The sequence below is a fragment of the Brevibacterium sp. BRM-1 genome (assembly GCF_026802075.1).
Taxonomy (GTDB): domain Bacteria; phylum Actinomycetota; class Actinomycetes; order Actinomycetales; family Brevibacteriaceae; genus Brevibacterium; species Brevibacterium rongguiense.
Window position 1 is genome coordinate 1304550 of the sequence record NZ_CP113788.1, and the last position, 23846, is coordinate 1328395.

Genomic DNA, 23846 nt, shown 5'->3' on the forward strand with positions numbered 1-23846 from the left:
CCTCAGCGGTGCGGGCGGCTCAGCCCTCGGGCTGCGCGGCCAGGTGCGCCGCGAGCGCGCGGATGCGGGCCAGCGTCGACTCGCGGCCCAGGATCTCCATGGACTCGAACAGGGGCGGCGAGACGCGGCGGCCGGACACGGCCACGCGCAGCGGGCCGAACGCCAGGCGGGGCTTGATGCCCAGCCCGTCGACGAGGGCGGCCTGCAGTGCGTCGTGGAGGGAGTCCGTCGTCCAGTCGGCCAGCGCCTCGAGGGCCTCCAGCGACGCGGCCAGGACCTGCGGGGCGGTGTCCTTGAGCGTCTTGAGGCCGTCCTCGGTGAGCTCGAGCTCGGCATCGGGGGTGAAGAGGAAGCCCAGCATGTCCGGTGCCTCGCTCAGCAGGTTCATGCGGGTCTGGACGAGCGGGGCGGCGGCCGCGAGGATCTCCCTGTCCCGCGCCTCGGGCTCGGCGGGGACGATGCCGGCTGCGGCGAGGTACGGGATGAGCCGCTGGGCGAAGTCGTCGACGGGCAGCTCGCGGATGTGGTCCGCGTTGATGGCCGTGGCCTTCTTGAGGTCGAAGCGGGCGGGGTTGGGGTTGACGTCGGCGATGTCGAACGCCTCGACGAACTCCTGCACGCTGAAGACGTCGCGGTCGGGGCCGATCGACCAGCCCAGCAGCGCCAGGTAGTTGATGAACCCCTCGGGGATGAACCCGCGGTCGCGGTGGTGGAAGAGGTTGGACTCCGGGTCGCGCTTGGAGAGCTTCTTGTTGCCCTCCCCCATGACGTAGGGAAGGTGGCCGAACGCGGGGGTCTGCTCCGCGATGCCGATGGCCTTGAGCGCCTCGTAGAGCACGATCTGGCGCGGGGTGGAGGAGAGCAGGTCCTCACCGCGCAGCACGTGGGTGATCCCCATGAGCGCATCGTCGACCGGATTGACCAGCGTGTAGAGCGGCTGGCCGTTGGCGCGCACCACCACGAAGTCCGGCACGGTGCCCGCGCGGAACGTGATGTCGCCGCGCACGAGGTCCGTGAACGTGATGTCCTCGTCCGGCATCCGCACGCGCAGCACGGGCTCGCGGCCCTCGGCGCGGAACGCGGCGCGCTGCTCATCGGTCAGGTCGCGGTCGTAGCCGTCGTAGCCGAGCTTGGGGTCGCGGCCGGCGGCGCGGTGGCGGGCCTCGACCTCCTCGTTCGTCGAGAAGGACTCGTAGACGTGGCCGCCGGCCTTGAGCCGCGCGATGACGTCCTGGTAGATCTCCCCGCGCTCGGACTGGCGGTAGGGCCCGTGCGGCCCGCCCACGTCGATGCCCTCGTCCCAGTCGAGGCCCAGCCACTGCATGGCCTCGATGATCTGGCCGTAGCTCTCCTCCGAGTCGCGCGCCGCGTCCGTGTCCTCGATGCGGAAGACGAACGTGCCGCCGGTGTGGCGGGCATACGCCCAGTTGAACAGCGCCGTGCGGACCATCCCGACGTGGGGGGTGCCGGTGGGCGACGGGCAGAAGCGGACTCTGACGTTCACGCGTTTCCTTACTCTGTGCGGTGGGCTGGTTGCTGTGGGCGGTGGCTGGGGCGCTGTGTACGGCGGCCGGCGGTGGAGGTGGCTGGGAAGCGGCCGCGGTGTCTGTGTGGCGGGTGGCGGTGGCTCAGGCGTCCATGACGGGGTTGACGAGGACGCCCAGGCCGTCGATCGCGACCGTCACGCGGTCACCGGATTCGATCCTGCCCACGCCCGCCGGGGTGCCGGTGAGGATGACATCGCCGGGCAGCAGGGTGATGGTCTCCGAGATGTGCTCGATGAGCTGGGGGATGTCGAAGATGAAGTCCGCGGTCGTTCCGTCCTGCTTGAGCTCATCGCCCACCCAGGAGCGGATGCGGACATCGTCCGGGTCGAGCTCCGTTTCGATCCACGGGCCCAACGGGCACGAGGTGTCGAAGCCCTTGGCCCGCGACCACTGCTTGTCCGTGCCCTGGATGTCGCGCAGCGTGACGTCGTTGGCCGCCGTGTAGCCCAGCACGAAGTCGTACGCCTTGTCCGCGGGCACCTGCTTGGCGACGCGGGAGATGATGACCGCGAGCTCGCCCTCGTAGGACACGTGCTCGCTGATGGCGGGCAGCCGGATGGGATCGCCGGGGCCGATCACCGCGGTGTTGGGCTTGAAGAAGGTGAGCGGCGAGACCGGCACCTCGTTGCCGAGCTCCTTGGCGTGGTCGGCGAAGTTGCGGCCCACGCCGATCACCTTGGAGCGCGGGATGATGGGCGCGAGCAGCCGTACGTCGTCGAAGGCCAGGCGCTCCCCGGTCGACTGGGCCGGGCTGAAGAACGGGTCGCCGTCCAACACGGCGATCTCGAGGCCCGAGGTGTCGAACCGCGCGCCCTCGCCGTCCTTGAGCTCGCCCTCGACCACTCCGTAGGCAGGTGCATCCTTGTGCACGAATCTCGCTATGCGCATGTCGTCAGTCTAGGTCGTGACCCCGGCCGGGGACGAGGGAGGCGGGCTCCCACGGGCGATATGCCCGCGGGAGCCCGCCTGCGCTCCCGCCTCAGTGCGCGCGGCTGCGGCTCAGGCCCACCCGGCCGCCGCTCTTGCTCGGGCGGCTGGGCGGTAGCGCCGTCACTTCCGGCTGCGCCTGCGGCCGGCGGTCACGGCCAGGACGCCGCCGCCGATGAGCAGCGCGGCCGCCGCCAGCGCGCCCGCGATCTCCGCACCGGTGCGCGGCAGGGGGCTGTTCGGCTGGTCGGGGCTGCCCGGCTGCGTGGGGCCGTCCCCGGGGTTCTCTCCGGGGTTGGGGCCCGGCGCCGGAGCCGACGAGGTCGACGGCGCGGGGCTCGGCTTCCGGCTGGGCTGCTTCGTCGGGGTGCTCGAAGCGCTCGGGGTGGCCGAAGCGCTACTCGTCTCCGAGGGGGTGGTCGTGTCCGTCTGCTCCGGGGTCTGCGAGTCCGAGGGGGACGGTGTGACCGAGTCCGACGGGGAGGGAGTCACCGAAGCCGATGGAGACGGAGTCGTCGAATCTGAAGGAGACGGGGAGACCGACTCCGACGGGGACGGGGAGACCGAGTCGGAAGGAGACGGCGAGGCCGAATCCGAAGGAGAGGGCGCGTCGCTGGGCGTCTCGCACGGTGTGGGTGCTGGGGCAGTAGGGGCAGGGGGCGCCTGGAGGGTGATCCCTCCGGTGTCCCCGTTGCCGGCCTCGTTCCACGCCGCGACGCGGAACTGCACCTTGTCCTCGCTGCCCGCCTTCAGCGGCTCCGGCAGCTTGACCCCGTCGCGCCCAAGCTCCGACGTCGCGGAACTGTGGTCGACGAGCTTCCAGTCGCTGGTGGGCTGATCATCGGCGTCGAGCATGCGGGCCTCGATCGAGAAGTCGCGCACTTCGGTCTGGCGATAGGGCAGCGCGCCGCTCACCGAGGCGTTCGCCCAATCAAGGTCCGCGGTCTCGTAGGTGGGCGCTGCGGGTGCCGGAGAGGTGACGCCGCACGTCGGCTCGTCGGCGTCCGCGCGGGCCGCCTTGGCGACAGCACTCGCCGGGGCGGTCTCCGCTGGGGTTTCGGACGGCACGAGGGTGCCAGAGACCTCCGTCGTCGGATTCGGAGTCTGACCGAGCATCATGACGCGATTGAGCGCCGTCTTCGAATTGCTGCCCTCCTTCGTCCTGGCAAGCACACGGCCGTTGGAGTCGAAGACCAGGCCGCGGATGTGCTCCAGACCGTAGAAGTCCTTATCGGTGAACTTCTTGACGAGCGTGCCATCCGCCTTGTACTCGTTGAAGCCGCCGTCGGCGGACCATGCCCAGACCTCCTGCGTCTTCGGATCGATGCGGGAGCCGAACATGGCCTGGCGCGTGCCGTAATCACCCTGGCCGATGTTCTGCACAAACGCGCCCTTTTCGTCGTACTCGACGATGAAGGGCGCAATGGAGTTGCCGCCCTGCCCCACCCACGACTGCGTCGAGCCGTCCATGGGCGCGACGAAGATATGTCCGGTCTTCGGGTTCACGGAAACGCCTCGGGGGGTCCGCGCACCGGTGTCCTTGTCGCTGACCAGTCCCGGCGAGCCCTCGGGGAGGTCGAGGGGAATCGTGCCGACGAACGTGCCGTCCGGCTTGTACTCGATGAGCCGGTTCTTGCCCTTGCCGCTCTGGCTGGCGACGAGCATGTTCCCATTGGGACGCGTCGCGATCGACATGGGCTGGGCGGAGTTCGCATTGTCGAGCGCATCGAACTGGCCGTAGTTGTTGCCGCCGAGCGCCTTCTTGAAATCGAGGTCCTTGTCGAAGATCTTGACGGCGACCGGGTTCTGCGGGCTCGCGAGGTCATCGGAGTCCGTCACCCAGCCGTTGCCCTCTCCGTCGAACGCGATGCCGCGCGGCCCATGGAACGAATCGCCGTGGTACTCGGACTTGTCGGTCTCCGTGTCGACGAGCTTCTTCGTCCTAGCCTCGGTGCGGGCGGCGAAGAGGGCGCCCAAACCGGTGTTCTTGGTCTTCCAGTCATCGGAGATCGCTGTCTTCGCCGTGACGGCGAAATCACCGTCCACGGTGTACTGGCTGGCGCGCTGTTCGGTGCCATCGGCCTTCGCGTAGGTCACCATCTGCGGTACACCCGTCTGACAGCGGCTCGTACCCGGGAAGCCAGCCAACGCGCAGCTAAACCTGCTGGTCACCGTTTTGCCGGAATCCGACACCCACAGCGATCCGTCACTCGGGTTGATGTTCACGCCGTACGGGTAGGTCGTCTTGCCATCGGGGTTCTGCGTCTTGACGTCGCCCACGTAACCCCACTTGCCGGACCCGATGCCCTTGGAGTCGGTTTTCCCGATCGTCGTCTGCTTCACGATTTCCGGAACGGGCAATTCGCTTGCGTCATCGGCCTGTGCCGGGGAACGAGCAGTGGGACAGCGGCGAAGCCGAGGACGAGGGCGGAGGCCGCTGCGCCAGCACCGGCGGCCGCGAGCTTCTTCTGGGGGCTGCGCATGAAGGGGGTCGCTTTCATGTTTGTGAGAGGATGCGCAACCTACTCTAAGCGTTCGTTAAGGGCCTCGCCAAACCGCATCGCCCCGAGCGACAAGGCGTCCTGCCCCCACCGCGAAAGGCGGTGGGGACAGGACACCTGCCACGCTCAGCGGCGCCGGCGGGCGCGCACCGCGGTAAGCACGCCACCCACGATCAGGCATCCCGCGGCAACGAGTGCCGAGGCGATGCCCTGGACACCGGTGCGCGGCAGCGGACTGCGGTCATCGGGCGGTCCGTTCGGCCCGGGCGCCGGCGGGTTGCCGGGATCGCCCGGCGAACTGCTGGCCGGGGCCGGCGGCTGAGTAGTCGGGCGTGACGTGCTCGGGGCGGATGATGCCGAGGGAGACGGAACTCCGCTCGTCGGACCGGAGGTGGGGGCGGGGCCCGTCGTCGGGGTTCCCGTCGGTGCCGTTGTCGGGCCCGGCGTGGGATCAACCGTCGGCTCGGAAGTCGGATCCGCGGTCGGGTCGACCGTTGGCGGCGTGCTTGGCTCCGTCGGTTCGGTGGTCGGCGGCGTGGGATCAATCGTCGGCGTTGGCGGCGTCGTCGGCGCCGTCGGCTCGGTGGTCGGGGACGCCGTCGGCTCCGGAGGGTCCGGCAGCTCGACCCGCGCTGTCGCCTCCGCCTTCACCTCGCGGTCTCCTGCCACTCCGGTGACGACCGCGGAATTCACGACGAATCCGGCGGATCGCTGCTCGGCCGTGACGGCAGAGTGCGCGGTGGCCGTCGCCTCCTCGCCTGGCGCCAGCTCACCCGGTTTCGCCGGATCGGGCCACTCGTAGGCAAAATCCGACATTCCCGTCAGCTGATCACCCAGCGATACCCCCAGCAACGTCGAGAAGCCTGTGTTCTTCATGGTGAACGACCAGTCGATCCGATCCCCGACCGCACCGGCAGCGCCGACGGCGAGTTTCCCGGACTTCTCCAGTGCGATGCTGTTGGGCTGAGCGGTAAGGCGGAGCTTCGCGTGGCTGCGGCAGCCTTCGAGCCCCAACGCATATGTGATGGGCGTCAGCGGTCCCTCGGTGTCGAAGGCGCGCGCAGGAGTGAAGACAATCGCGCCGTGCTCCACTGTGTACGTGCCCTCGCCATCGACCGTCAGGCTGTCCGTGTACTTCTTCGGAGCGTCGTCGCGGGGATCGAGGATCTTGAGCGTCTTGGCCGTTTCCGCATCGACCGGCTCCTCCTCGAGCGGCGGCACGGCCGACGGGTCGCTCAGCAGGACGTCGTTGTCGAGCACGTCGACCTTGACACTCGGAGCGCCCAGCCCGAACTCCGCGGAGTCGTCGGCCATGCGAATCGTGCGCTGGTTTTCGAGCCGCAGCCAATCGCCGTTGCCCGCTTCATTCCAGGCGGAGACCCGGAAATCGTAGTGCTTGGCAGGGTCAAGCCCTTCGACGGTCCAGCGTGTCTTCGTCGAGGCTTCTTTCTTCGGCACGACCGTCCAGCGGTCTGCACCGCTGGCGTCCACGTCCCCCTCCATGTGCTGTTCGACGACGTAGTCCTTGATCGGCAGCCCGCCGTTGCCGGCCTCGGTCTGCGCCTGAGCCGGTGGAGCCTGCCACGACAGCTGGGCCTGGGTGCGATCCACACTTCGGCACGCACCCCCCCTGCTTCACCGGGGCAGGAGTCTGCCCGAGAATCATGACCCGGGGCTCGAGTCCCTGCCCATCGAGCTGCCGCCCTCGTTGATCGTGAGGTACATTCGTCCGCCTTCGTCGAACGTGAGCCCGCGCACGGTGCCCATGCCCGGGAACGCCTCCGTGGCTACCCCGGCCGCCTTGGCGACGCCCCCCACCGTGTTGTTCGACGCGTTCCAGGAGCGCACGAAGCTTCCGTCCTCGTCCCACTCGACGACGCCGCTGTTGAACTGCGACCACGCGAAGACGTGTCGGTTGTGCGGATTCACCACGACATTGAACACGACCTGACCGGTGCGCAGGAAGGGCGCGGCACCCGAGGGACTCTTGAGCTTGGCGAGGAGCTTGCCGGACGCGTCCCGCTTCTCGACGTAGGGCACCTGGGTCTTCATGCCAGGGGCGTCGCGGAAATCGACGAGCCCGGTGTAGATCGAGCCGTCGACGGGATCGACCGCGACCGCATAGGGCGACCGGTAGCCCTTGTCATCGGAGTTGTCACTGCCCGCGGGCAGGTCGAGCGGGATCTGCCCCGTGGCCTGCATCGTGGTGGGGTCGAAGACGTTGAGGCGGTTTGACGTCTCCGAGGTCGTGAGGATCTTGCCATCCGGGGTCGTCGCCGCGCCGGTGCCGTAGAACGTGACGCCGGGATGGTCGCGATCGGGCCACTTCCCACCCCACCCCAAGGTCGCCTCCGGCGTGCCGTCGGCGCGCAGCACCTGGACCTTGCGGTGCGGTGCCGACTCGTCGGCCGAATAGGGGTCGCCGTTCTCCGAATTCACGATCCACGCGCGGCCGCTCTTGTCGAACGTAATGGGGCGCGGCCCGTTCGTCAGATTGGGCTTGGGCGCGGCGTACGGCTCGCTGATGACTGTGCGCTGCCCCACCGCCTGCCAGTTGGCTCCGATGCCGGCGTTGGCGCTGCCGCCCCTCAGGCCCCCGTTCCATCCCGGGTCCCAGGAGCCGTTGACGGTGTACTGCCCCTGCGCGAAGTCGCTGCCGGTCTTCGCGTACCGGAAGACGCGCGGCGTACCCCCCTGCGAGCCGCCACCGGACCAGTAGACCTTCCCGGAGTCCGTCACCCACAGCGACCCGTCCGGCGCGAACTGCACCCCGTAGTTGTACGTGCTGCCACCCGAGCCCACCGTCTCAACGGCACCGGCGATGCCCCACCGGCCCGAGCCCACTCCCTTGCCCTTGACCTTGGCCACGGAGGTCTCCGCACCCGTGTCCTGCCGGGGGTCACCGGGGGCGGCGACGGCGGCGGGCGCGAGCGTCGCGGAGGAAACGGCCGCCAGGCTCAGCGCGGCAAGCGCCGCGCCCGCGGCTCGGAACGAGGTGCGAAGGGACATGGTGACTCCGATGTCGGCGCACAGGCCCTGATGCCGGTGCGATCGCACCCCACCCTAGGCAACTCATGTGAATTCTTTCCTAATTCCATGATGCCATCGGACAATCGGAACGAATGGCTTCAGGCACACTGGTGCCATGGACATTGCACCGCTGCCCGCCGCCGCGTGGCACGCCGCCCGCGACCGGCACGCGCAGCGCGCCGACCAGCGCACCGCAGCACACCGCGCGCGCCGTCAGCGCGGCGAGGCGCACCCCGTCGAGGACTTCCTGTTCACCTACTACCCCTTCTCCCCCGGCAAGCTGGCACGTTGGCACCCGGGAGCGGGTGTCCGCGTGCGCCTCGGCGACGGGCCGGACCGCGCGGAATTCGCCCGGCGCTGGTACGCACTCGACGAGGAGCAGCAGACCGCGGCCGTAGACCTTGAGCAGTGGCGCGCCCAGCGCGGCGACGGCGCCCGCTTCATCGCGGGCCTGCTCACCGCCACCCTGCACCGGGAGGCGACGTTCGGCTGCTTCGGGCTCCACGAGTGGGCCATGGTCTACCGTCAGTCCGACGACGACCGCCGGCACGGGCAGGTGCCGCTGCGGCTGAGCCGTGCGCAGACGGACGCGGTGGTCGAGGGCCACCGCGTGCAGTGCTCCCACTTCGATGCGTTCCGCTTCTTCACCGAGCCCGCCCGCCCGCTCAACACGCTGCAGCCCACGCGCACCGGGATGGTCGCCAACGAGCAGCCCGGCTGCCTCCACGCCGGCATGGACCTGTACAAGTGGGCGATGAAGCTCGAGCCGATCGTCGCCTCGGAGACGGTGCTCGACGCATTCGACCTGGCCGTCGACATCCGCCGCCTCGACATGGAGGCCTCCCCCTACGATCTGCACGACTGGGGGCTCGAGCCCGTGCGCATCGAGACCGCCGCGGGCAAGGCGGAATACAAGCGCCGCCAGGAGGCGCTGAGCGTGCGGGCGCAGGAGATCCGCCGGCGCCTGCTCGCGGCCCTGGCCGCCGCCGGGGTGCAGGCGGCCGCGCCCCAGCCGGCGCGCGCCTGAGCCCAGCAGCGCACTGCCAAGACCAGAGCGCGCCTCTGAGACCCACCCGCATCCACGACCGAAACAGGCACCCGATCCCAGGAGGCAGCAACCATGCAGACCCCCGTCACCACCTACCTCGACGACATCTACGAGTGCTGCCTCGACAACCGCTCGGGTGAGCGGGCGGACTACATCCGCGAGCTTGCAGAGGCCGACCCGGAGCCCTTCGCGATCGCCCTGTGCACCCCCGACGGCACGCAGTACTCCGCCGGCGATGCGCTGCGCGAATTCACCATCCAGTCGATCTCGAAGCCCTTCGCCTACGCGCTGGCGCTGCGCGACCGCGGCTTCGAGGCCGTCAACGCCGCCGTGGACGTGGAGCCCTCCGGCGATGCGTTCAACGAGATCTCCCTCGACGAGCACACGGGCCGGCCGGAGAACCCCATGATCAACATCGGGGCGCTCACCACGCACGCGCTCATCGGCGGGCCCGATGCCTCCGCGGCCCAGCGCTCCGCCCTCATCGTCGAGGGCCTCTCCCAGTTCGCCGGGCGCGAGCTCACGGTGGACGAGGGCGCCTGCGCCTCCGAGCTCGAGGACGCCTGGCGCAACCTGGCGCTGGCCGCCCTCATGCGCGCCGCGGGCAAGATCGAGGACGACCCGGACGACGTGGTGCTGGGCTACACCCGCCAGTGCGCGGTGCGGGTGACGGTCCACGACCTGTCCGTCATGGGCATGACGCTGGCACGCGGCGGGGTGAACCCGCTCACCCAGGAGCGCGTCGTCAGCCCGGAGATCGCCCAGCAGGTCATGGCCGTCATGACGAGCTGCGGCATGTACGACGCGGCCGGCGACTGGCTCTCCCACGTGGGCATTCCCGCCAAGTCCGGGGTGTCCGGAGGGATCCTGGGCGCGTTGCCCGGACAGGTGGGCATCGGCACGTTCTCCCCGCGCCTCGACGCGTTCGGCAACTCGGTGCGCGGTGTCCAGGCCTTCGAGCAGATGAGCAAGGACATGGGCATGCACATGATGGCCATCCCCGCGCCCACGATCAATGCGATCGGCCAGCACTGCCGCACCGCCGACGGCTCGAAGCTCGTCGCCCTCCAGGGCGTCCTCGACTTCCCCACGGCCGAGATGGCCCTGCGCCGGTTCGCCCAGATCCCGCCGGGCAGCGACGACGTCATCATCGACCTCACGCTCGTGCCCTCGATCGCCCAGGCGGGGGCGAAGATGCTGCTCACGGGCATGCGCAGCCTCACGGCCGAAGGCCACGGGATCGTCATCGTCGACCCCCACCAGCGCCTGACAGCCGGCGAGGATCAGGTCACCGGCCTGCGCCGACTCGATTCCCGCCCGCGGGGCGCGCTCACCGCGGCCGAGGCGCCGACCGGCTGAGCGCCCGCACCCGCCGCCGGGCGCGCCCGGCCGGGCGTGCAGCCGCGCTCGCGGCCCGGCCCGTTTCGGCACCGCGCGGTTCGGCGCAGGCGTGTTCGGTATCGCGCGGTTCGGTGCCGTGTGGTTCGGTGCCGGCCTGTTCGGCGTCACCACCGGCCGCCTCGTCGCCGGCCGCTTCAGCCCCGGCGTCACCGGTACCGGCGCCCACTGCGTCGCCCGTGCGCGCACCGGGCTGAGCCAGCTGCCCGGCGATCTCCCTCGCCAGCCGGGCGTTGTCGCGGAAGACGCGCGAGTTCGTGCCCGGCCGCGCGAACGCCTCGCCCACGGACCCCGCCACGGACGGGCCCACGAGGAAGAGGTCGGGCACCGGCCGGCCATCGCCCCCGATAGCGCGCCCGCTCGGGGCGGTGACGAACTTCGCCGCGTGCCCGGCGCCTGCCTCGAGGAGCAGGGAGCCCTCCGCGAGGAGGCCGCGCAGCAGCGGGTCGGCCGCGCGCGCCGCGCTCACGGGCGCCAGCCGGGCCTCGAGGAGGGCGGGCGCGCGCAGCGCCTCGCCGTGGCCGCTGGAGCGGGCGACGAATGCGCCGTCGCCCACCTCGACGCTCATGTCCGGCCCGACGAAGCGGACGATGCCCGCCCGCACCAGCGCGAGCAGCGCCTCGAGCCGCTCGGGCGGCGGCCCCGAGGCCAGGAAGGAGAAGAGCCCGTGCAGCCGACCGTCGAAGCTGCGGATGCGGTCCTCGGGGGTGAAGATCCCCGAGCTGACGTGCTCGCGCAGCGCGAAGTACCCGGAGACGAGCGCGTGGAAGACCGCGGAGTCCTGTGAGTAGTGCGGGTCCGCCGCGCGCGCGAGCTCGGCCTCGATGTGACCCGCGATGGCCTCCCCCAGGGCGGCGGCGGAATCGGTGCGCACACCGTCCAGCGGGCGATCGAGGGCGCCCAGGTCGAATCGGTCGGCCGGCTGGGCAACCGCCCGCTCGACCAGGGCGTCCAGTGCCTCCTGCGCGGCGCGCCGCGCGGCGGCATCGCCGGCGACCAGCGCCGCAACCTGCCGATCGATGAGCGCCGTGAAGTCGTCGGCGCTCGCGCTCACCCGCTCGGGGTGGCGGCCGGCGAGTTCGATGTAGTGCGCGGCGGCCATCTCCGCCTCGAGCAGCGGCAGCGCGGAGCCCTCGACGCTGACGAAGCCGTCCTCCCCGCGCAGCGCCTCGAGCAGCTGGGCGCCGATGTAGCGCGGCGGTGCCAGGCGCATCCCCTCCGGCCGGTAGCCGAGCTTGGGCCGGTAGGGCATGCCCCGCCGGGAACCGGCCCACAGGATGGGCTCGCGGCCGCTCGGGGCGTAGGACAGGCGGCCGTCCGCACCCCGGGAGAACGTGCCACCGCGCCCGGCGGTGAGCATCATGAGCGCGTCGATGAAGGCAAGGCCCATCCCGCGCACCAGCACATCGGCGCCCGCGGGCAGCACGCGAAGGTCCACGTCAGCGGTGTAGCCCGGTGCCACGTAGGTCAGGCCGCGGGCGCGCGCCGCGCGCTGGAGTGCCGTCGTGGCGGCGTCGGGCTCGACCTCCACGAAGCCCTGGGCGAGCACGAGGGCATCCGCGCTCAGGCGCAGCGGCCTGCCCTGGCCTCCCTCCTGACCGGGGTGGGCAGATTCGACCGTGACCTCCTGCCGCCCGCCCGGTGCCCTGCGGACCTGCGCGGCCGTGCCGCGGTGGACGCGCACGCTCAGCCCGTCCGGAAGCGCGGCCACCGCAGCGTCGAACGCCGCGGTGAGGTAGTCGCCCTGCCTGCGGCGCGGGGCGAACTCCCCGGCGGACAGCGTGCCCCCGGCCCACTCGTGCAGGCTGGGGCCCGGGACGGGCGCGGGCTCGAGCGTGTCGTCGGCGAAGATCGTCACGTCCTCGGCCAGCGAGTTCATCCACAGGTTGGGGTCCTGGTCGCGGCGCCAGATCCTGCCCGCCCCCGGCTCGCAGGGCTCGACGACATCGATGCGCAGGCGGGTGGGCAGCGCACCGCGATCCGCCCGGCCCAGAGCGGCCAGGGCGAGCAGCAGGCCCGTCGTCTTGGGCCCGCCTCCCACGAACACGAGGCGCGCAGGGGCCTGCGCGAGCGCAGCGCTCAACGCGGGGTCCCCTGCTCTCCGTTGCGGGGCTCGCCGTTCTGGAGCTCCGTCTCGGACCCGCCTGCCTCGGCCGGGGCACGCCCGCTTGCCTGGGCCGGGGCACGCCCGCTTGCCTGGGCCGGGGCATTCCCGCCGCGCTCGGCACTGCCCAGCCACTCGGCCAGGCGCAGCGCGCCCGCCGCATCGGCGACGTCGACGAGCACCTCGGACAGCTCGGCCCCGGCGGTGTCCAGCTCCTGGGCGTGCAGTGCCCGCAGGACGGTGCGGTCCTCCGCGGGCGCGGCATCCCATCCGGCTGCGCCGGGCGCCTCGGCGAGCACGACGATGTCCGCCGCCTGTGCCGCGGCCTCGGCCGTCTCCGGGCCGGTCACGCGGATGAGCGTGGGGAGCGTGCCCTGCGGGGGGCGCGGGACGATCGACGGGCCGGTGATCGTGAACTCCTCGCCCACGGAATCGGTGCCGGTGAAGCGCACGTAGTGCAGCCGCTCGCGGTCGACGAACCGGCCGGTCGCCGCGTCGCGGACGATCGCATCGGGCTCCCACGAGTGCCATAGCGCCGTGACCGCCTCGGCGACCACGGGCACCTCGGCCCACGCCGCGCCGGCGGTCGCGGCGGGCCGCCGACCCACTAGCCGGGCCGCGGCCTCGCTCGTCTGGGCGATCGGCGCCCAGCCCGCGCGGCCGCGCGAATCGTGGTCGAGCGTCGCGGTGGCGGTTGCCAGGTGGAACGGCTCCGCGTGGGTCACGGGCGCCTCGGGGACGAGCACGATGGACTCGGTGGCCGGGGCGAGCCACCCGGCGACGGTCACGGCGTCGAAGCCGGACTGCCCGTCATCGCCCAGGACGAGCCACGTGACCCCCGCAGCCTCGAGGCGCCGGGCTGCCTCGCGCAGCTGCGCCAGTTGCGCGGCGGGCTCGGCCGCGGCGGCCAGGGGGATGCGCACGGCGGCGGGCGCGTGCACCGGGCGAGCAGGGCTGGGCGCGGCGGTCATCGGCTGTGCGGGTGCGGTCATGAGGCTGCCTCCTGGTGGCGGCGCGCCAGCCGGGCGGCGGGGGCGCGCAGGTCGAGTTCGGCTTCGAAGGCCGCGAGCGCGGCGTGGATGTCGTCGGCGACCTTCGGATCGGTGAGCGTGGGGCCGCCGGCGTCCGGGTCCACGTGCTTGTCGATGGCGGCGGAGAGCACGAAGCGGCCGTCCGCCACGTGGGTGGCGCCCAGCGTGACGGCCAGCGGCTTGAGCCCGTAGTCGAGCGCGAGCACGTGCGCGGGGCTGCCGCCGGTGAGGAACGGCAGCACCGGCTTGCCCGCGAACGCGTCCATGGGCAGCAGGTCGACGAACGCCTTGAGCAGCCCGGTGTACGTGGCCTTGTAGACGGGCGAGCCCAGCACGACGGCGTCCGCGCCTGCCACCCGGTCCAGGGCGGCGGCGAGCTGCGGGTGGGCGGTGTCGCCGGCGAGCAGCGCCTCGCCGGGCAGCTCGCGCGCCCGCAGCAGCGAGCCGCTGTGGCCGGTGGCCGCCAGGTGCGCGCCCGCGTGCTCGAGCAGTGCGTCCGTGCTCGACGGCGCGGCGGGGCTGCCGGAGATGATGAGGACCTCAGCCACGGGCGCCCTCCTTGCGCGGCAGCCCATCCTCGTGGGCCGCCGAGGCACGGGCCGTGCGCCGCTGCGCCTCCCAGTCCGCCTCGGGCCGGGCCGCGGGCAGGCCCAGGTTGGCGCGCAGCGTATCCCCCGGGTAGTCGTCGCGGTAGACGCCGCGCTCCTGGAGCTCCGGGACGACCCGGTCGACGAACGCGTCGAGGCCGCCCGGGGTCAGGTGCGGGATGAGGATGAAGCCGTCTGCCGCGCGGGCCTGGACGAAGCGGTTCATCTCCTCGGCGATCGTCGCGGGCGAGCCCACGAACGAGTGGCGGGCGGAGACCTCGATGACGAGCTCGCGGATCGACAGGCGTTTGGCCTCGGCGAGGGCGCGCCACTTCTCCACTGTGGGACGCGGGTCCTTGATATGGCGCACGCGGCCGCGGGCGAGGCCCTCGTTGTCGAAGTCGGGCTCGATGTCGGGCAGCGGGCCGTCGGGATCATAGGCCGTGAGGTCGCGGCCCCACGTCTGCTCGAGGAACGCGATGGCACCGGGCCCGGACACCTGCTGGCGGCGGATGTGCGCGGAGGCCTCCCGCGCCTCGGCGTCCGTGTCGCCGAGCGCGAAGGTGACGCCCGGGAAGACCTTGAGCGACCCCGGATCCCGGCCGTAGCCGCGCAGGCGCTCGTCGATGTCAGCGACGAAGGCCTGGCCGTCGGCCAGCGAGGAGTGGCGGGTGAAGATGACGTCGGCGCTGCCGGCCGCGAAGTCCCGGCCTGCGGGCGAGTCCCCCGCCTGGAAGACGACCGGGTGGACCTGCCGCGAGCGCGGCAGGGGCCAGTGCCCGGCGATGTCGAAGAAGTCGGAGCGGTAGGCGAAGTCGCCCCCGGTGGAGTCCGTGCCCGCCTCCCACAGGGTGCGCGCAGCGGAGATGAAGGACTCCGCGCGCCGGTAGCGGTCCGCGTGGGCGAGGAACCCCCCGCGGCGGAAGTTCTCGCCGGTGAACGCATCGGAGGTCGTCACCACGTTCCACGCGGCCCGGCCGGCTGACGCGTGGTCGAGCGTGGCGAGCTTGCGCGCCAAGTCGTAGGGCTCGTTGAAGGTGGCGCTGAGCGTGCCTGCCAGGCCGATGCGCTCGGTGGCCTGGGCGAGGGTGGCGAGGACGGTCACGGTCTCCGGCCGGCCGACGACGTCGAGGTCGAAGATCTCCCCCTTGTGCTCGCGCAGGCGCAGGCCCTCGGCCAGGAAGAAGAAGTCGAAGAGGCCGCGCTCGGCGGTGCGGGCGAGGTGGGTGAAGCTGTCGATCGCGATGTTCGACCCGGCCTGCGGGTCGGACCAGGCGGTCGTGTTGTTCACGCCCGGGAAGTGGGCGGCGAGGTGGACCTGGCGCTGTGTCATCGTGCTCCGATCTGTGCTGCGGTGCGGCTGGGCGGTTGCGAAGGGTCGGGACTGCGGTCGGGGTGCGACGGGACGAGGTGCGAGCGGCCGGCGGCGGGCGGCCCCGACGCGGGAGCGCCCGGCGGGGCCGCCCCGGCGGCCGTGGCGGGTCCAGCGGACGGGGGTCGTTGGGCGCGGCCGGGCACGGCGGCGAGCAGCGCGCGGGTCGTGGGCGCGGTGGGCGCGGCGAAGACCTCCTCGGTGGGGCCGGCGTCGACGACCCGCCCCTGGGCCATGACGAGGACGTCGTGGGCGATCTGGCGCACCACCGCCAGGTCGTGGCTGATGAAGACGTAGGAGAGCCCGAGTTCGCGCTGCAGTCCGGCGAGGAGCTCGAGGATCTGCGCCTGGACGGAGACGTCGAGGGCGGAGACGGGCTCGTCGAGGACGACCACCTCCGGGTCGACGGCGAGGGCACGGGCGATCGCCACCCGCTGCCGCTGGCCGCCGGAGAGCTCCCCCGGCCTCCGCCGGGCTGCGTCGGCGGGCAGTGCGACGCGCTCGAGGAGTGCGCGCACGCGCGCCGGGCGCTCGGCGCGCGTGCCGATTCCGAAGCCCGCGAGCGGCTCGGCGATCGAGTCGCCGGCGCTGCGGCGCGGATCGAGCGAGGCGCTGGGATCCTGGTGGACGAAGCGCACCCGGCGGGCCAGGCGCACCGCCTCGGCCCGGCGCCCGGTGACGGGGGTGCCAAGCAGCTCGATCTCCCCCGCGTCCGCGGGTTCGAGGCCCACCAGCAGGCGGGCCGTCGTGGACTTGCCGGAGCCGGATTCGCCGACGATGCCCAGTGTGCGCCCGCGCGGCAGCTCGAGGGACACCCCGTCGACGGCGCGCACGCTCCCACCGCCGTGGGCGAAGTCGCGCACGAGGCCTGCGGCGCGCAGCACCGGCGGTTCCTGGGGCTGCGCCGGCCCGCCGCGCGGGGCGGCGATGAGCCGGGGCGCATCGAGGCCGGGCGCCGCCGCGAGCAGCCGGCGCGTGTAGGGCTCGCGTGGGGATTCCAGCACCTGCGCGGCGGTCCCGGCCTCGACGATGCGGCCGCCGGACATGACGAGGACGTCATCGGCGCGATCGGCCGCGACCCCCAGGTCGTGGGTGATGAGGACGAGGGCCGCCCCGGCGCGCGCGGTCCGCTCGGCCAGCAGGTCGAGGACCTGGCGCTGGACCGTGACGTCGAGGGCGGAGGTGGGCTCGTCGGCGATGACGAGCCGCGGCTCGCCGGCCAGGGCGAGTGCGAGGAGGATGCGCTGGCGCTGGCCGCCGGAGAGCTCGTGCGGCCGGCGCCGCCCGTGCAGGCGCGGTTCGAGGCCGACGCCGGCCAGCGCCTCGGCGGCCCGCTCCGCGGCCTCGCGGCGCCGGGCGCCGCGGGTGCGCAGCGTGTGGGCGAGCTGGCCGGCCACGGAGCGCACCGGGTTGAGCCCGGTGCCCGCGTCCTGGGGCACGAACCCCAGCACCGAGCCGTGCACCGCGCGCCACGCCCGCTGCCCGGCGCCGCGCATGTCGACGCCGCCCACGGTGTGGACGGCGGCCCGCACACGGGCGCCGGGGACCGAGAGTCCCGCGGCGGCGGCCGCCAGGCTGGACTTGCCGGAGCCGGACTCCCCCACGAGGGCCACGGTGCGGCCCGGCCGGGCGGTGAGCGCAGCACCGTCGACTGCGGGAGCGGGGGCCGCTGGGTAGGCCACCGTGAGGTCGGACAGCTCCAGGACGGGCGCGGGTGCGGTGCGGCTCATGCGGGCCTCCTCTGGGCTCCGATGCGGCGGGCGAGGTGGTTGACGGACAGGGCGACGGCGGCGATGGCCAGCCCGGGCAGGGCCGTGAGCCACCAGGCGCTGGCGAGGTAGTCGCGTCCCTCGGAGACGAGCAGACCCCATTCGGGCTGCGGTGGCGGGGCCCCGTAGCCCAGGAAGCTCAGCGCGGACACGGCGAGGATCGCGGTGCCGAATTCGACCGCCGCCAGGGCGAGCACGGGGCCGGCGGCGTGCGGCAGCACGTGGCGCACCACCGTGCGGACTGCACCCACGCCGTTGAGGCGGGCGGCCTCGACGAAGAGGGAGGAGCGCCAGCGCAGCACCTCCCCGTGGGCGATCCGCGCGAAGGCAGGCGCAGACGACGCGGCCACGGCCAGCGCGATGGCCACGGGCCCGAAGCCCAGCGCCGTCACGACCGCCATGGACAGCAGCAGCCCGGGGATGGACTGTGCGACGTCGACGGTGCGCATGATGAGCGATTCGGCCACGCCGCCGGCGGTTGCCGCGGTGGCGCCGGCCGCCGATCCGATGCCGAATGCGGCGAGGACCGCAAGCGCCGTGGTGCCCAGCGAGACCGCAGCGCCGTGGACGGTGCGCGTGTAGACGTCCCGGCCTAGGTGGTCGGTGCCGAACCAGTGGGCGAGGCCGGGGGCCTGCAGGCGCTCGCGCGGCTGGCCCAGCAGCGGATTGCCGGGGGCGAAGGCGCTGGGGGCGAGCGCCCAGCTGAGCGCCAGGACGAGCACGGTGGCGGCGAGGAGGGTGCCCGCACTGGGGCGGGGCAGGCGGGACAGCCACCGTGCCGGGGGCAACCGGGCCGGTGCGGTGTGGCTGCCGTGGGCGTCGGCCGCCACTGCGGCAGCGGGGATGCCGTCGGCCGCCGCCGAGGCGGGGGCCGGAGAAGCGGTGGCCGCTGGGCTGGGAACCGCCTGGCTGGAACCCGCGGTGCTGGGAGCCGTGGTGCTCATGGGCGGGCCTCCTGGAGGACGGCGGGCTGCTGGGGCGCGGTGCGCCCCCGGCTGCGGCGAAGCGGGGTGCGCCTGGCCCGCGGGTCGGCGGCGGGGCGGGTACGGGCGTCGACGAGCGGGTAGAGCAGGTCGGCCGCGAGGTTGACGAGGACGAAGACGGCCGCGCAGAGGACGACGATGCCCTGGACGGTGGGGATGTCCTGATTGGCCACGGCCGTCTGTGCGAGGCGGCCCAGGCCGTTGCGGGTGAAGACCGTCTCGACGACGACGGCCCCGCCCAGCAGCTGGCCCGCGAGCACTCCGGCGATCGAGAGCAGCGGCAGCGCGGCCACCGGCAGGGCGTGTGCGAGCAGCAGGCGGGGCCTGCTGAGCCCCGCTGCGCGGTAGGTGGTGATGAACTGCTGATCCCATGCCGATTCGAGGGCGCGGAAGAGCACCTGCGCCACGATCGCGCCGATCGGCAGGGCCAGGGTCAGCGCCGGTAGGACGACGCCGGCGAAGCCGTGGGCGCCGAGTGCCGGGATGAGCCGCAGGCGGAAGGCGACTACCTGCAGGAGCACAAGGCCCGTGAAGAACGTGGGCAGGGACGCGCCCAGACCCGGCAGGGCCGCGAGCAGGCCGCGCAGCCGCGGGCTGCGGGAAGCCGAGGCGGTCAGCGCCAGGGCGCCGCCGCCCAGCAGCGCGAACAGCAGCGTCCAGACCGCCAGCTCCACCGTGGTCGGCACGGCGGCGGCGATGAGGCTCGCGACGGGTTGGCCGGAGGTGTACGAGGTGCCCAGGTCACCGCGCACGATCCCGCCCAGCTGCACGAGGTACTGGAGGGCCAGCGGCCGGTCGAGGCCGTGCTCGGCGCGCAGGGCCGCGACCTGCTCGGGGGTTCCGGCCGCCTGCCCCGCGGCGCCCAGCATGATCGTCACCGGGTCGCCGGGCAGGGCGGACAGGATGAGGAAGCTCAGCGTGTACGCCGCCCAGAGGACGACGAGACCGTGGAGGCCGCGCCGCAGCGCGAAGAGCGCCGCGCCGCGCGCACCGGTGCCGCGCGCGCTCATGGGCGGCTCCCCTCATGAGCGGCGGCGGCCCGGGAGTCGGCAGCCTGAGGGGCGGCGGGCGCCCGCATGCTGGTGGGCGCCTGGGCGCCGGCGGCAGCGAGGCTCGTGTCGTAGAGCTGGAGCCGCGAGGAGGCGTCGAAGTCGAGGTCTCGGACGCCGGGGCGCACGGACATCACGCCCGAGAGCTCGACGAGGGGGATCGCGTGGCCTGCGGTGAGCAGCTCGGTGACGGCGCCGTCCACCTGCGCACCGCGCCTGCGCTGGTCCGGCTGGGCCGCCGAGGCGTTGAGCAGCTCCTCGACGCGGCCGGGGGCGCGCTGGTTGATGTTGCGGCCGCGGGCATCGAAGAGGGTGCGCACGATGTCCGGATCGGCACGGGTGAGGTTGGAGAACTCGAGGTCGTAGTCGCCGGCGGCGCGCGCGGCGGTGGTCTCCGCCAGCGTCGACTTCTTCAGCTGCAGGTCGATGCCGACCTCGCGCAGCTGCTGCGCGACGAGCTCGATGAACGGCGCCGTCTGCCAGTAGCGCACGCTCAGCCGCAGCGGCGTGCCGTTCCTGCTGCGCATGCCCGTGGCCGGATCGGCCCGCCAGCCGGCGCGCTCGAGCAGGGCCGCCGCGCGGGCAGGGTCGTGTGCCAGCTGTGCGGAGTGGTCGCGGTAGCCGGGCGTGGACTTCGCCAGCAGCGAGGTGGCGGGGGCCTGGTGGTGGGACAGCACGGCCGCGAGTTCGGGCCGGTCGACGGCCGCGCCGATCGCGCGCCGGACGTCGGCGTCGGCGAGGATCGCGTTCTTCTCGTTCGGCATGAGCGAGTAGACGAGCCCCGGGTTGGCACGGGCTGCGATGGTGAAGTCCGAGGCCTCGAGGGCCTCTTCGTCCTGCTGCTGCACCGCGGTGTCGACGTCGATGTCGCCGGCCGACAGGCTGCCGGTGCGCACGCTGGACTCCGGCACGATGCCGATGTCGACGCCGTCTACGTGGGCGGGGCCCACGTGCAGGGCCCGGCTCGAGGGCCAGTCGTAGCCGGCGCGGCGCTCGAGGCTCACGCCGTCGCCGGGTGTGTAGCGGCCCACTGTGAAGGGGCCGGTGCCCTCGATCCTGCCCGCGCAGCGCTGCTCCGGGCTGCGCTGGAGGGTGGCGTGGGAGTACATGCCCAAGGTCATCGTGGAGGTGGCCTGGAGGAACTGCGCATTGGGCGCGGAGAAGGCGACGGTCACGCGGTGCTCGCCGTGTGCGGTGACCTTCGACAGGCCCGCCAGGTACGTGGAGCCCAGCTGGGCCTTGGCGCTGAGCCCGGCGATCCCCTCGAGGTTCTCCTTGACCGATTCCGCGGTGAAGCGCGTTCCGTCGGAGAACCGGACGCCGTCGCGCAGGGTGAAGTCGAACGTCTTGGAATCCGCGCTCACGCGCCAGGAGGCGGCGAGCCACGGGACGATCGCCCCCGATTCGGGATCCTGATCGGTCAGCGAGTCCGTCAGCTGGCGGGCCACGGTGAGGGCCGTGTTGTTGCCCATCTGCTGGCCGTCGATGCACTGCGGGTCGGAGTCGAAGGCCAGACGTAGGCGGTTGGCACCCGCTCCGGCCTGGGCGGGGGCACCGCACCCGGCCAGCGCCATGGCGCCGGCGATGCCCGCGATGACCGTGGCGGTGAGCACGCTGCGCGCGCTGCGGGGCGGACGGCGGCGGGGACTGCGCCCAGCGGGGAGTCGGCTGCGGGGCTCTCCGGGCCGATCGGAGCGGTTGGGCGGGGTGCGCTCACCCGGCTGCGGGCGCACGGTGCGCCTGCGGTGGGGATGTGGGGGTGCGGGGGGCTCGGACATGACGGTGCACTCCTGGACTCAGGCGAGTGCTCCCGATTCACCTGGACCGCGCGGGCCTCCCCGGCAGTGTGCGGGGGCGCGGGGCACCCGCCCCGAACAGGGCGCGGGTGCGGCGGCCGACGAGGGCCGCGGTGCACGGGAGTCAGATGGACGGCGTCCGGCGCCGCGAAGAGCGGGGGCGAGTGCCCAGGGCTCACATTCGCGTGGTGGCGCCTGCGAGCATGAGACAGTCAAGAGCCTCGAAGCGAGCAGCCAGTGCCCAGTTCTGCGAGTTCTTGAACGGCATCATGCTCATCCTGTCCGTTGTCCGGTGCGGGCATCGCCACGATAGGTGGCCAACGCGTTCCCGCGCTCCGGTATTCCCCTACCCTAGCGACCGGGCCGCGCGCCGTGGCCGCCGGTGTCACACAGCGCAACGCGGTCCCGACGGCCCGTGGGCAGCCGGTTTGGGGTGGCATCGGACGCCCGCGGCGGCGACCAGCAGACGCCCGAGGCGTCAGCACCCGAGGCGGCGGTCACCGGGCAGTGGGCACCAGGCACCGAGCAGCCCCTGCCGGGCGGTGCGCGGGAGCTGCGCGCTGGTTCCCGCCCACCGCCTCGGCCTAGTAGCGCCGCGGGCTCCGGCCCGCCGGCTCAGAGCAGACGCGCTGCGAGGACGATGCCGAGCACGATCATGACGGAGCCCGTTGCGATGTCGAGGAGCTGCCAGATCCTCGGGTAGCGCACGACGAGCCGGCCGAGCGCCTTGGCCCCGAAGCCGAGTGCGACGAACCACGTGATCGAGGCGCAGTAGAGGCCCACGGCGAAGATCCAGCGGCCCGGGTCGCCGTAGTTCGCGGCCATCGAGCCGAGGATGACCGTGACCTCGAAGTAGGACTGCGGATTGAGCCAGGTGAACGCGAGCAGCGCGAGGATCGCGGAGACCATCGGGTGGGTGCCGGAGCCGCGCAGCAGCCGGCCCACCGCACCGTGGCCGTGGCCGCCCTCGCCGTGTGCCGCGCAGAGGCCCTCTCCGCCGGCGTCCGGCCCGGTGGCCGGTGCGGCGGTGCCCGCTCCCCCGGTTGCTGCGGCACTCCGCTCGCGGACCAGGGTGCTGGCCCGACCGGTGGTCGCCGGGCCCGCCGTGGACTCGGCGGCGACCGGGCGCGCGCCTGCCGCCCCCTGAGCCGGGGCTGCGGCCGGGTCCGCGGCGAGCCCGGCCTCCGCCTCGGCGGCGGAGAGATCGAGGCTCTCCCGGGCGCCCTCTTCAGGGGCGCGGCGGGGGCGGAGCGCGCGCCACAGCGCGCTTGCCCCGTAGCCGGAGAGGAACACGGCGCCGACGATCGTGAGGATCGACATGAGCTGCGGAACCGCCTGGGTCAGCGAGCCCATGCCGGCCACGCCCAGCGTGACGAGCAGCATGTCGGAGACGATCGAGACGACGATGAGGGGCGCCATGCGGCGCCCTGCCGCTGCGTGCTTGATGAGGAACATCGTCTGCGCGCCGACTGCGGCGAACAGCGCGAGACCGGAGGCGAACCCGGTCAGCACAATGCTCATGGACTCCATATGACACCCCTTTTCACTGGCGAGGCTGCGGATGCGGGCGGACCCGCCCGCAGGCGATCGATGCTGTGGAAGCGGCCCGACCGGGCCACCCTTCGACACTAGGCGCGCCCTCATCCGAAGCCGATCGCATGATTCTTCGCTAAACTAAGCTCCGCTTAGGATTTGTGCCCGGGACCGCACCGGCCACACCGCTGGCCAGGGCGCTTGCACTCGCCCGGACCGCTGCGCATCGCAGACCGTGAGGAGCATCACATGCCGGACCTCAGCGGGCTCTCCGCCGCCCAGCTGCACACCTTCGCGACGGTGGTCGAGGCGGGCACGATCGAGGCCGCCGCGGCGGAGCTGGGCGTCACCGGTTCGGCCGTCTCGCAGCGGCTCAAGGCGCTCGAGGCGCACGTGGGCGCCGTGCTGCTCCAGCGCACCAAGCCGGTGGCGCTGACGGAGGTGGGTGAGATCGTCCACCGCCTGGCACTGCAGTACGCGATCGCCGCCCACGATGCGGAGGCCGCCCTCGATGCGCGCACCCACGTGCGCGGCTTCACCCGCGTCGCCATCGTCGTCAACGCCGATGCGATGGCCACGTGGATCCTCCCCGCGCTCGAGGAGGTGGCGCGCTCGCGCCGGCTGCTGCTCGACATCGTGCGCGAGGACGAGCAACAGGCCGCTGACTACCTCCAGCGCGGCATCGCCATGGCCGCCGTCAGCAGCGCTCCGGCCGGTGCGCCGGGCACCACGGCCCAGCACCTGGGCACCTGGCGCTACTGGCCGCTTGCCCACCCGCGGTTCTCCGCCGCCCACTTCCCCAGGGGGCTGACGGCCCGCGCGGTGGGGCGGGCGCCCGTCCTGCGCTACGACCCGCGCGACACGATCCCGCTCGACTTCCTGGCCCGCGAGCTCGGCGAGCCGGCGGACCCGCCCGCGCACTTCATCCCCGAGGCCCGGCAGCTCGTCCTCGGGGCTGCGCGGCAGCTGGGCTGGACGCTTGCCACGGCGCCCTTCCGGCGCCTGGTCCCGGGCAGCTCCGTCCTGCGGCCCATCCCCGGCACCGAGCCCTACGACGTCGACCTCTACTGGCACCAGTGGACGATGCACTCCCCCACGCTCGATGCGCTCGCAGGGGCCGTACACGCCGCTGCGGCGGACAGCGAACTGCAGCGGGACTGGTGAGCGGGCG

17 protein-coding genes are annotated in these 23846 nt (G+C 72.9%); 3 read left to right on the top strand and 14 right to left on the bottom strand.

Annotated elements, in window-relative coordinates; genetic code table 11:
* Positions 1–19: 19 nt before the first annotated feature.
* From gltX to BRM1_RS05815, 5 genes are all read right to left on the bottom strand, one after another.
* On the bottom strand, positions 20–1450 hold the full coding sequence (gene gltX, locus BRM1_RS05795; protein ID WP_268529722.1) for a glutamate--tRNA ligase: 1431 nt from the start codon (positions 1448–1450) through the stop codon (positions 20–22).
* A 178-nt stretch (positions 1451–1628) separates the two neighbouring features.
* Positions 1629–2435, bottom strand: coding sequence for a fumarylacetoacetate hydrolase family protein (locus tag BRM1_RS05800; RefSeq protein WP_268529214.1), 807 nt, complete (start codon positions 2433–2435; stop codon positions 1629–1631).
* Positions 2436–2597: 162 nt separating this feature from the next.
* Entirely contained in the window at positions 2598–4817 is a 2220-nt protein-coding gene (locus BRM1_RS05805) for a hypothetical protein (protein ID WP_268529217.1), read from the bottom strand.
* A gap of 284 nt (positions 4818–5101) precedes the next feature.
* Positions 5102–6586 (bottom strand): DUF7507 domain-containing protein, encoded by a 1485-nt coding sequence (locus BRM1_RS05810; protein ID WP_268529219.1) that lies wholly within the window; start codon positions 6584–6586, stop codon positions 5102–5104.
* 51 nt (positions 6587–6637) lie between these two features.
* On the bottom strand, positions 6638–7984 hold the full coding sequence (locus BRM1_RS05815; RefSeq protein WP_268529221.1) for a hypothetical protein: 1347 nt from the start codon (positions 7982–7984) through the stop codon (positions 6638–6640).
* Between the two features lie 136 nt (positions 7985–8120).
* Here BRM1_RS05815 and BRM1_RS05820 point away from each other — a divergent pair, with 136 nt between their 5' ends.
* Together BRM1_RS05820 and glsA are read left to right on the top strand one after the other, a co-directional pair.
* Entirely contained in the window at positions 8121–9032 is a 912-nt protein-coding gene (locus BRM1_RS05820; protein ID WP_202410716.1) for a 3-methyladenine DNA glycosylase, read from the top strand.
* 93 nt (positions 9033–9125) lie between these two features.
* Positions 9126–10412 (top strand): glutaminase A, encoded by a 1287-nt coding sequence (gene glsA, locus BRM1_RS05825; protein ID WP_268529223.1) that lies wholly within the window; start codon positions 9126–9128, stop codon positions 10410–10412.
* Here the strand turns inward: glsA and BRM1_RS05830 are convergent.
* From BRM1_RS05830 to BRM1_RS05870, 9 genes are all read right to left on the bottom strand, one after another.
* Entirely contained in the window at positions 10384–12534 is a 2151-nt protein-coding gene (locus tag BRM1_RS05830; protein WP_268529225.1) for an FAD/NAD(P)-binding protein, read from the bottom strand. The two genes, glsA and BRM1_RS05830, sit on opposite strands and share 29 nt — an antisense overlap.
* Positions 12531–13547 carry an LLM class flavin-dependent oxidoreductase gene (locus tag BRM1_RS05835; protein ID WP_268529227.1) on the bottom strand — a complete coding sequence of 339 codons (1017 nt, stop codon included), beginning with the start codon at positions 13545–13547 and terminating at the stop codon, positions 12531–12533. Before BRM1_RS05835 ends, BRM1_RS05830 begins: the two co-directional genes overlap by 4 nt.
* Entirely contained in the window at positions 13544–14134 is a 591-nt protein-coding gene (gene ssuE / locus BRM1_RS05840; protein ID WP_160952078.1) for an NADPH-dependent FMN reductase, read from the bottom strand. The genes BRM1_RS05835 and ssuE overlap by 4 nt, the downstream gene beginning before the upstream one ends.
* Positions 14127–15506, bottom strand: a complete 1380-nt coding sequence (locus BRM1_RS05845; protein WP_268529229.1) for an NtaA/DmoA family FMN-dependent monooxygenase — start codon at positions 15504–15506, stop codon at positions 14127–14129. The genes ssuE and BRM1_RS05845 overlap by 8 nt, the downstream gene beginning before the upstream one ends.
* A complete protein-coding gene (locus BRM1_RS05850; protein ID WP_268529231.1) occupies positions 15503–17275 on the bottom strand; it encodes a dipeptide ABC transporter ATP-binding protein in 1773 nt (590 codons plus the stop codon). Before BRM1_RS05850 ends, BRM1_RS05845 begins: the two co-directional genes overlap by 4 nt.
* A complete protein-coding gene (locus BRM1_RS05855) occupies positions 17272–18258 on the bottom strand; it encodes an ABC transporter permease (protein ID WP_268529232.1) in 987 nt (328 codons plus the stop codon). The genes BRM1_RS05850 and BRM1_RS05855 overlap by 4 nt, the downstream gene beginning before the upstream one ends.
* Positions 18255–19307 carry an ABC transporter permease gene (locus tag BRM1_RS05860; RefSeq protein WP_160952074.1) on the bottom strand — a complete coding sequence of 351 codons (1053 nt, stop codon included), beginning with the start codon at positions 19305–19307 and terminating at the stop codon, positions 18255–18257. The genes BRM1_RS05855 and BRM1_RS05860 overlap by 4 nt, the downstream gene beginning before the upstream one ends.
* A complete protein-coding gene (locus BRM1_RS05865; RefSeq protein ID WP_268529235.1) occupies positions 19304–21124 on the bottom strand; it encodes an ABC transporter substrate-binding protein in 1821 nt (606 codons plus the stop codon). Before BRM1_RS05865 ends, BRM1_RS05860 begins: the two co-directional genes overlap by 4 nt.
* Before the next feature lie 633 nt (positions 21125–21757).
* Entirely contained in the window at positions 21758–22663 is a 906-nt protein-coding gene (locus tag BRM1_RS05870) for a LysE/ArgO family amino acid transporter (RefSeq protein ID WP_268529237.1), read from the bottom strand.
* A gap of 261 nt (positions 22664–22924) precedes the next feature.
* Here BRM1_RS05870 and BRM1_RS05875 point away from each other — a divergent pair, with 261 nt between their 5' ends.
* Positions 22925–23839: an ArgP/LysG family DNA-binding transcriptional regulator gene (locus BRM1_RS05875; protein WP_268529239.1), complete on the top strand. Its 915-nt coding sequence runs from the start codon at positions 22925–22927 to the stop codon at positions 23837–23839.
* The last annotated feature ends 7 nt before the right edge of the window (positions 23840–23846 follow it).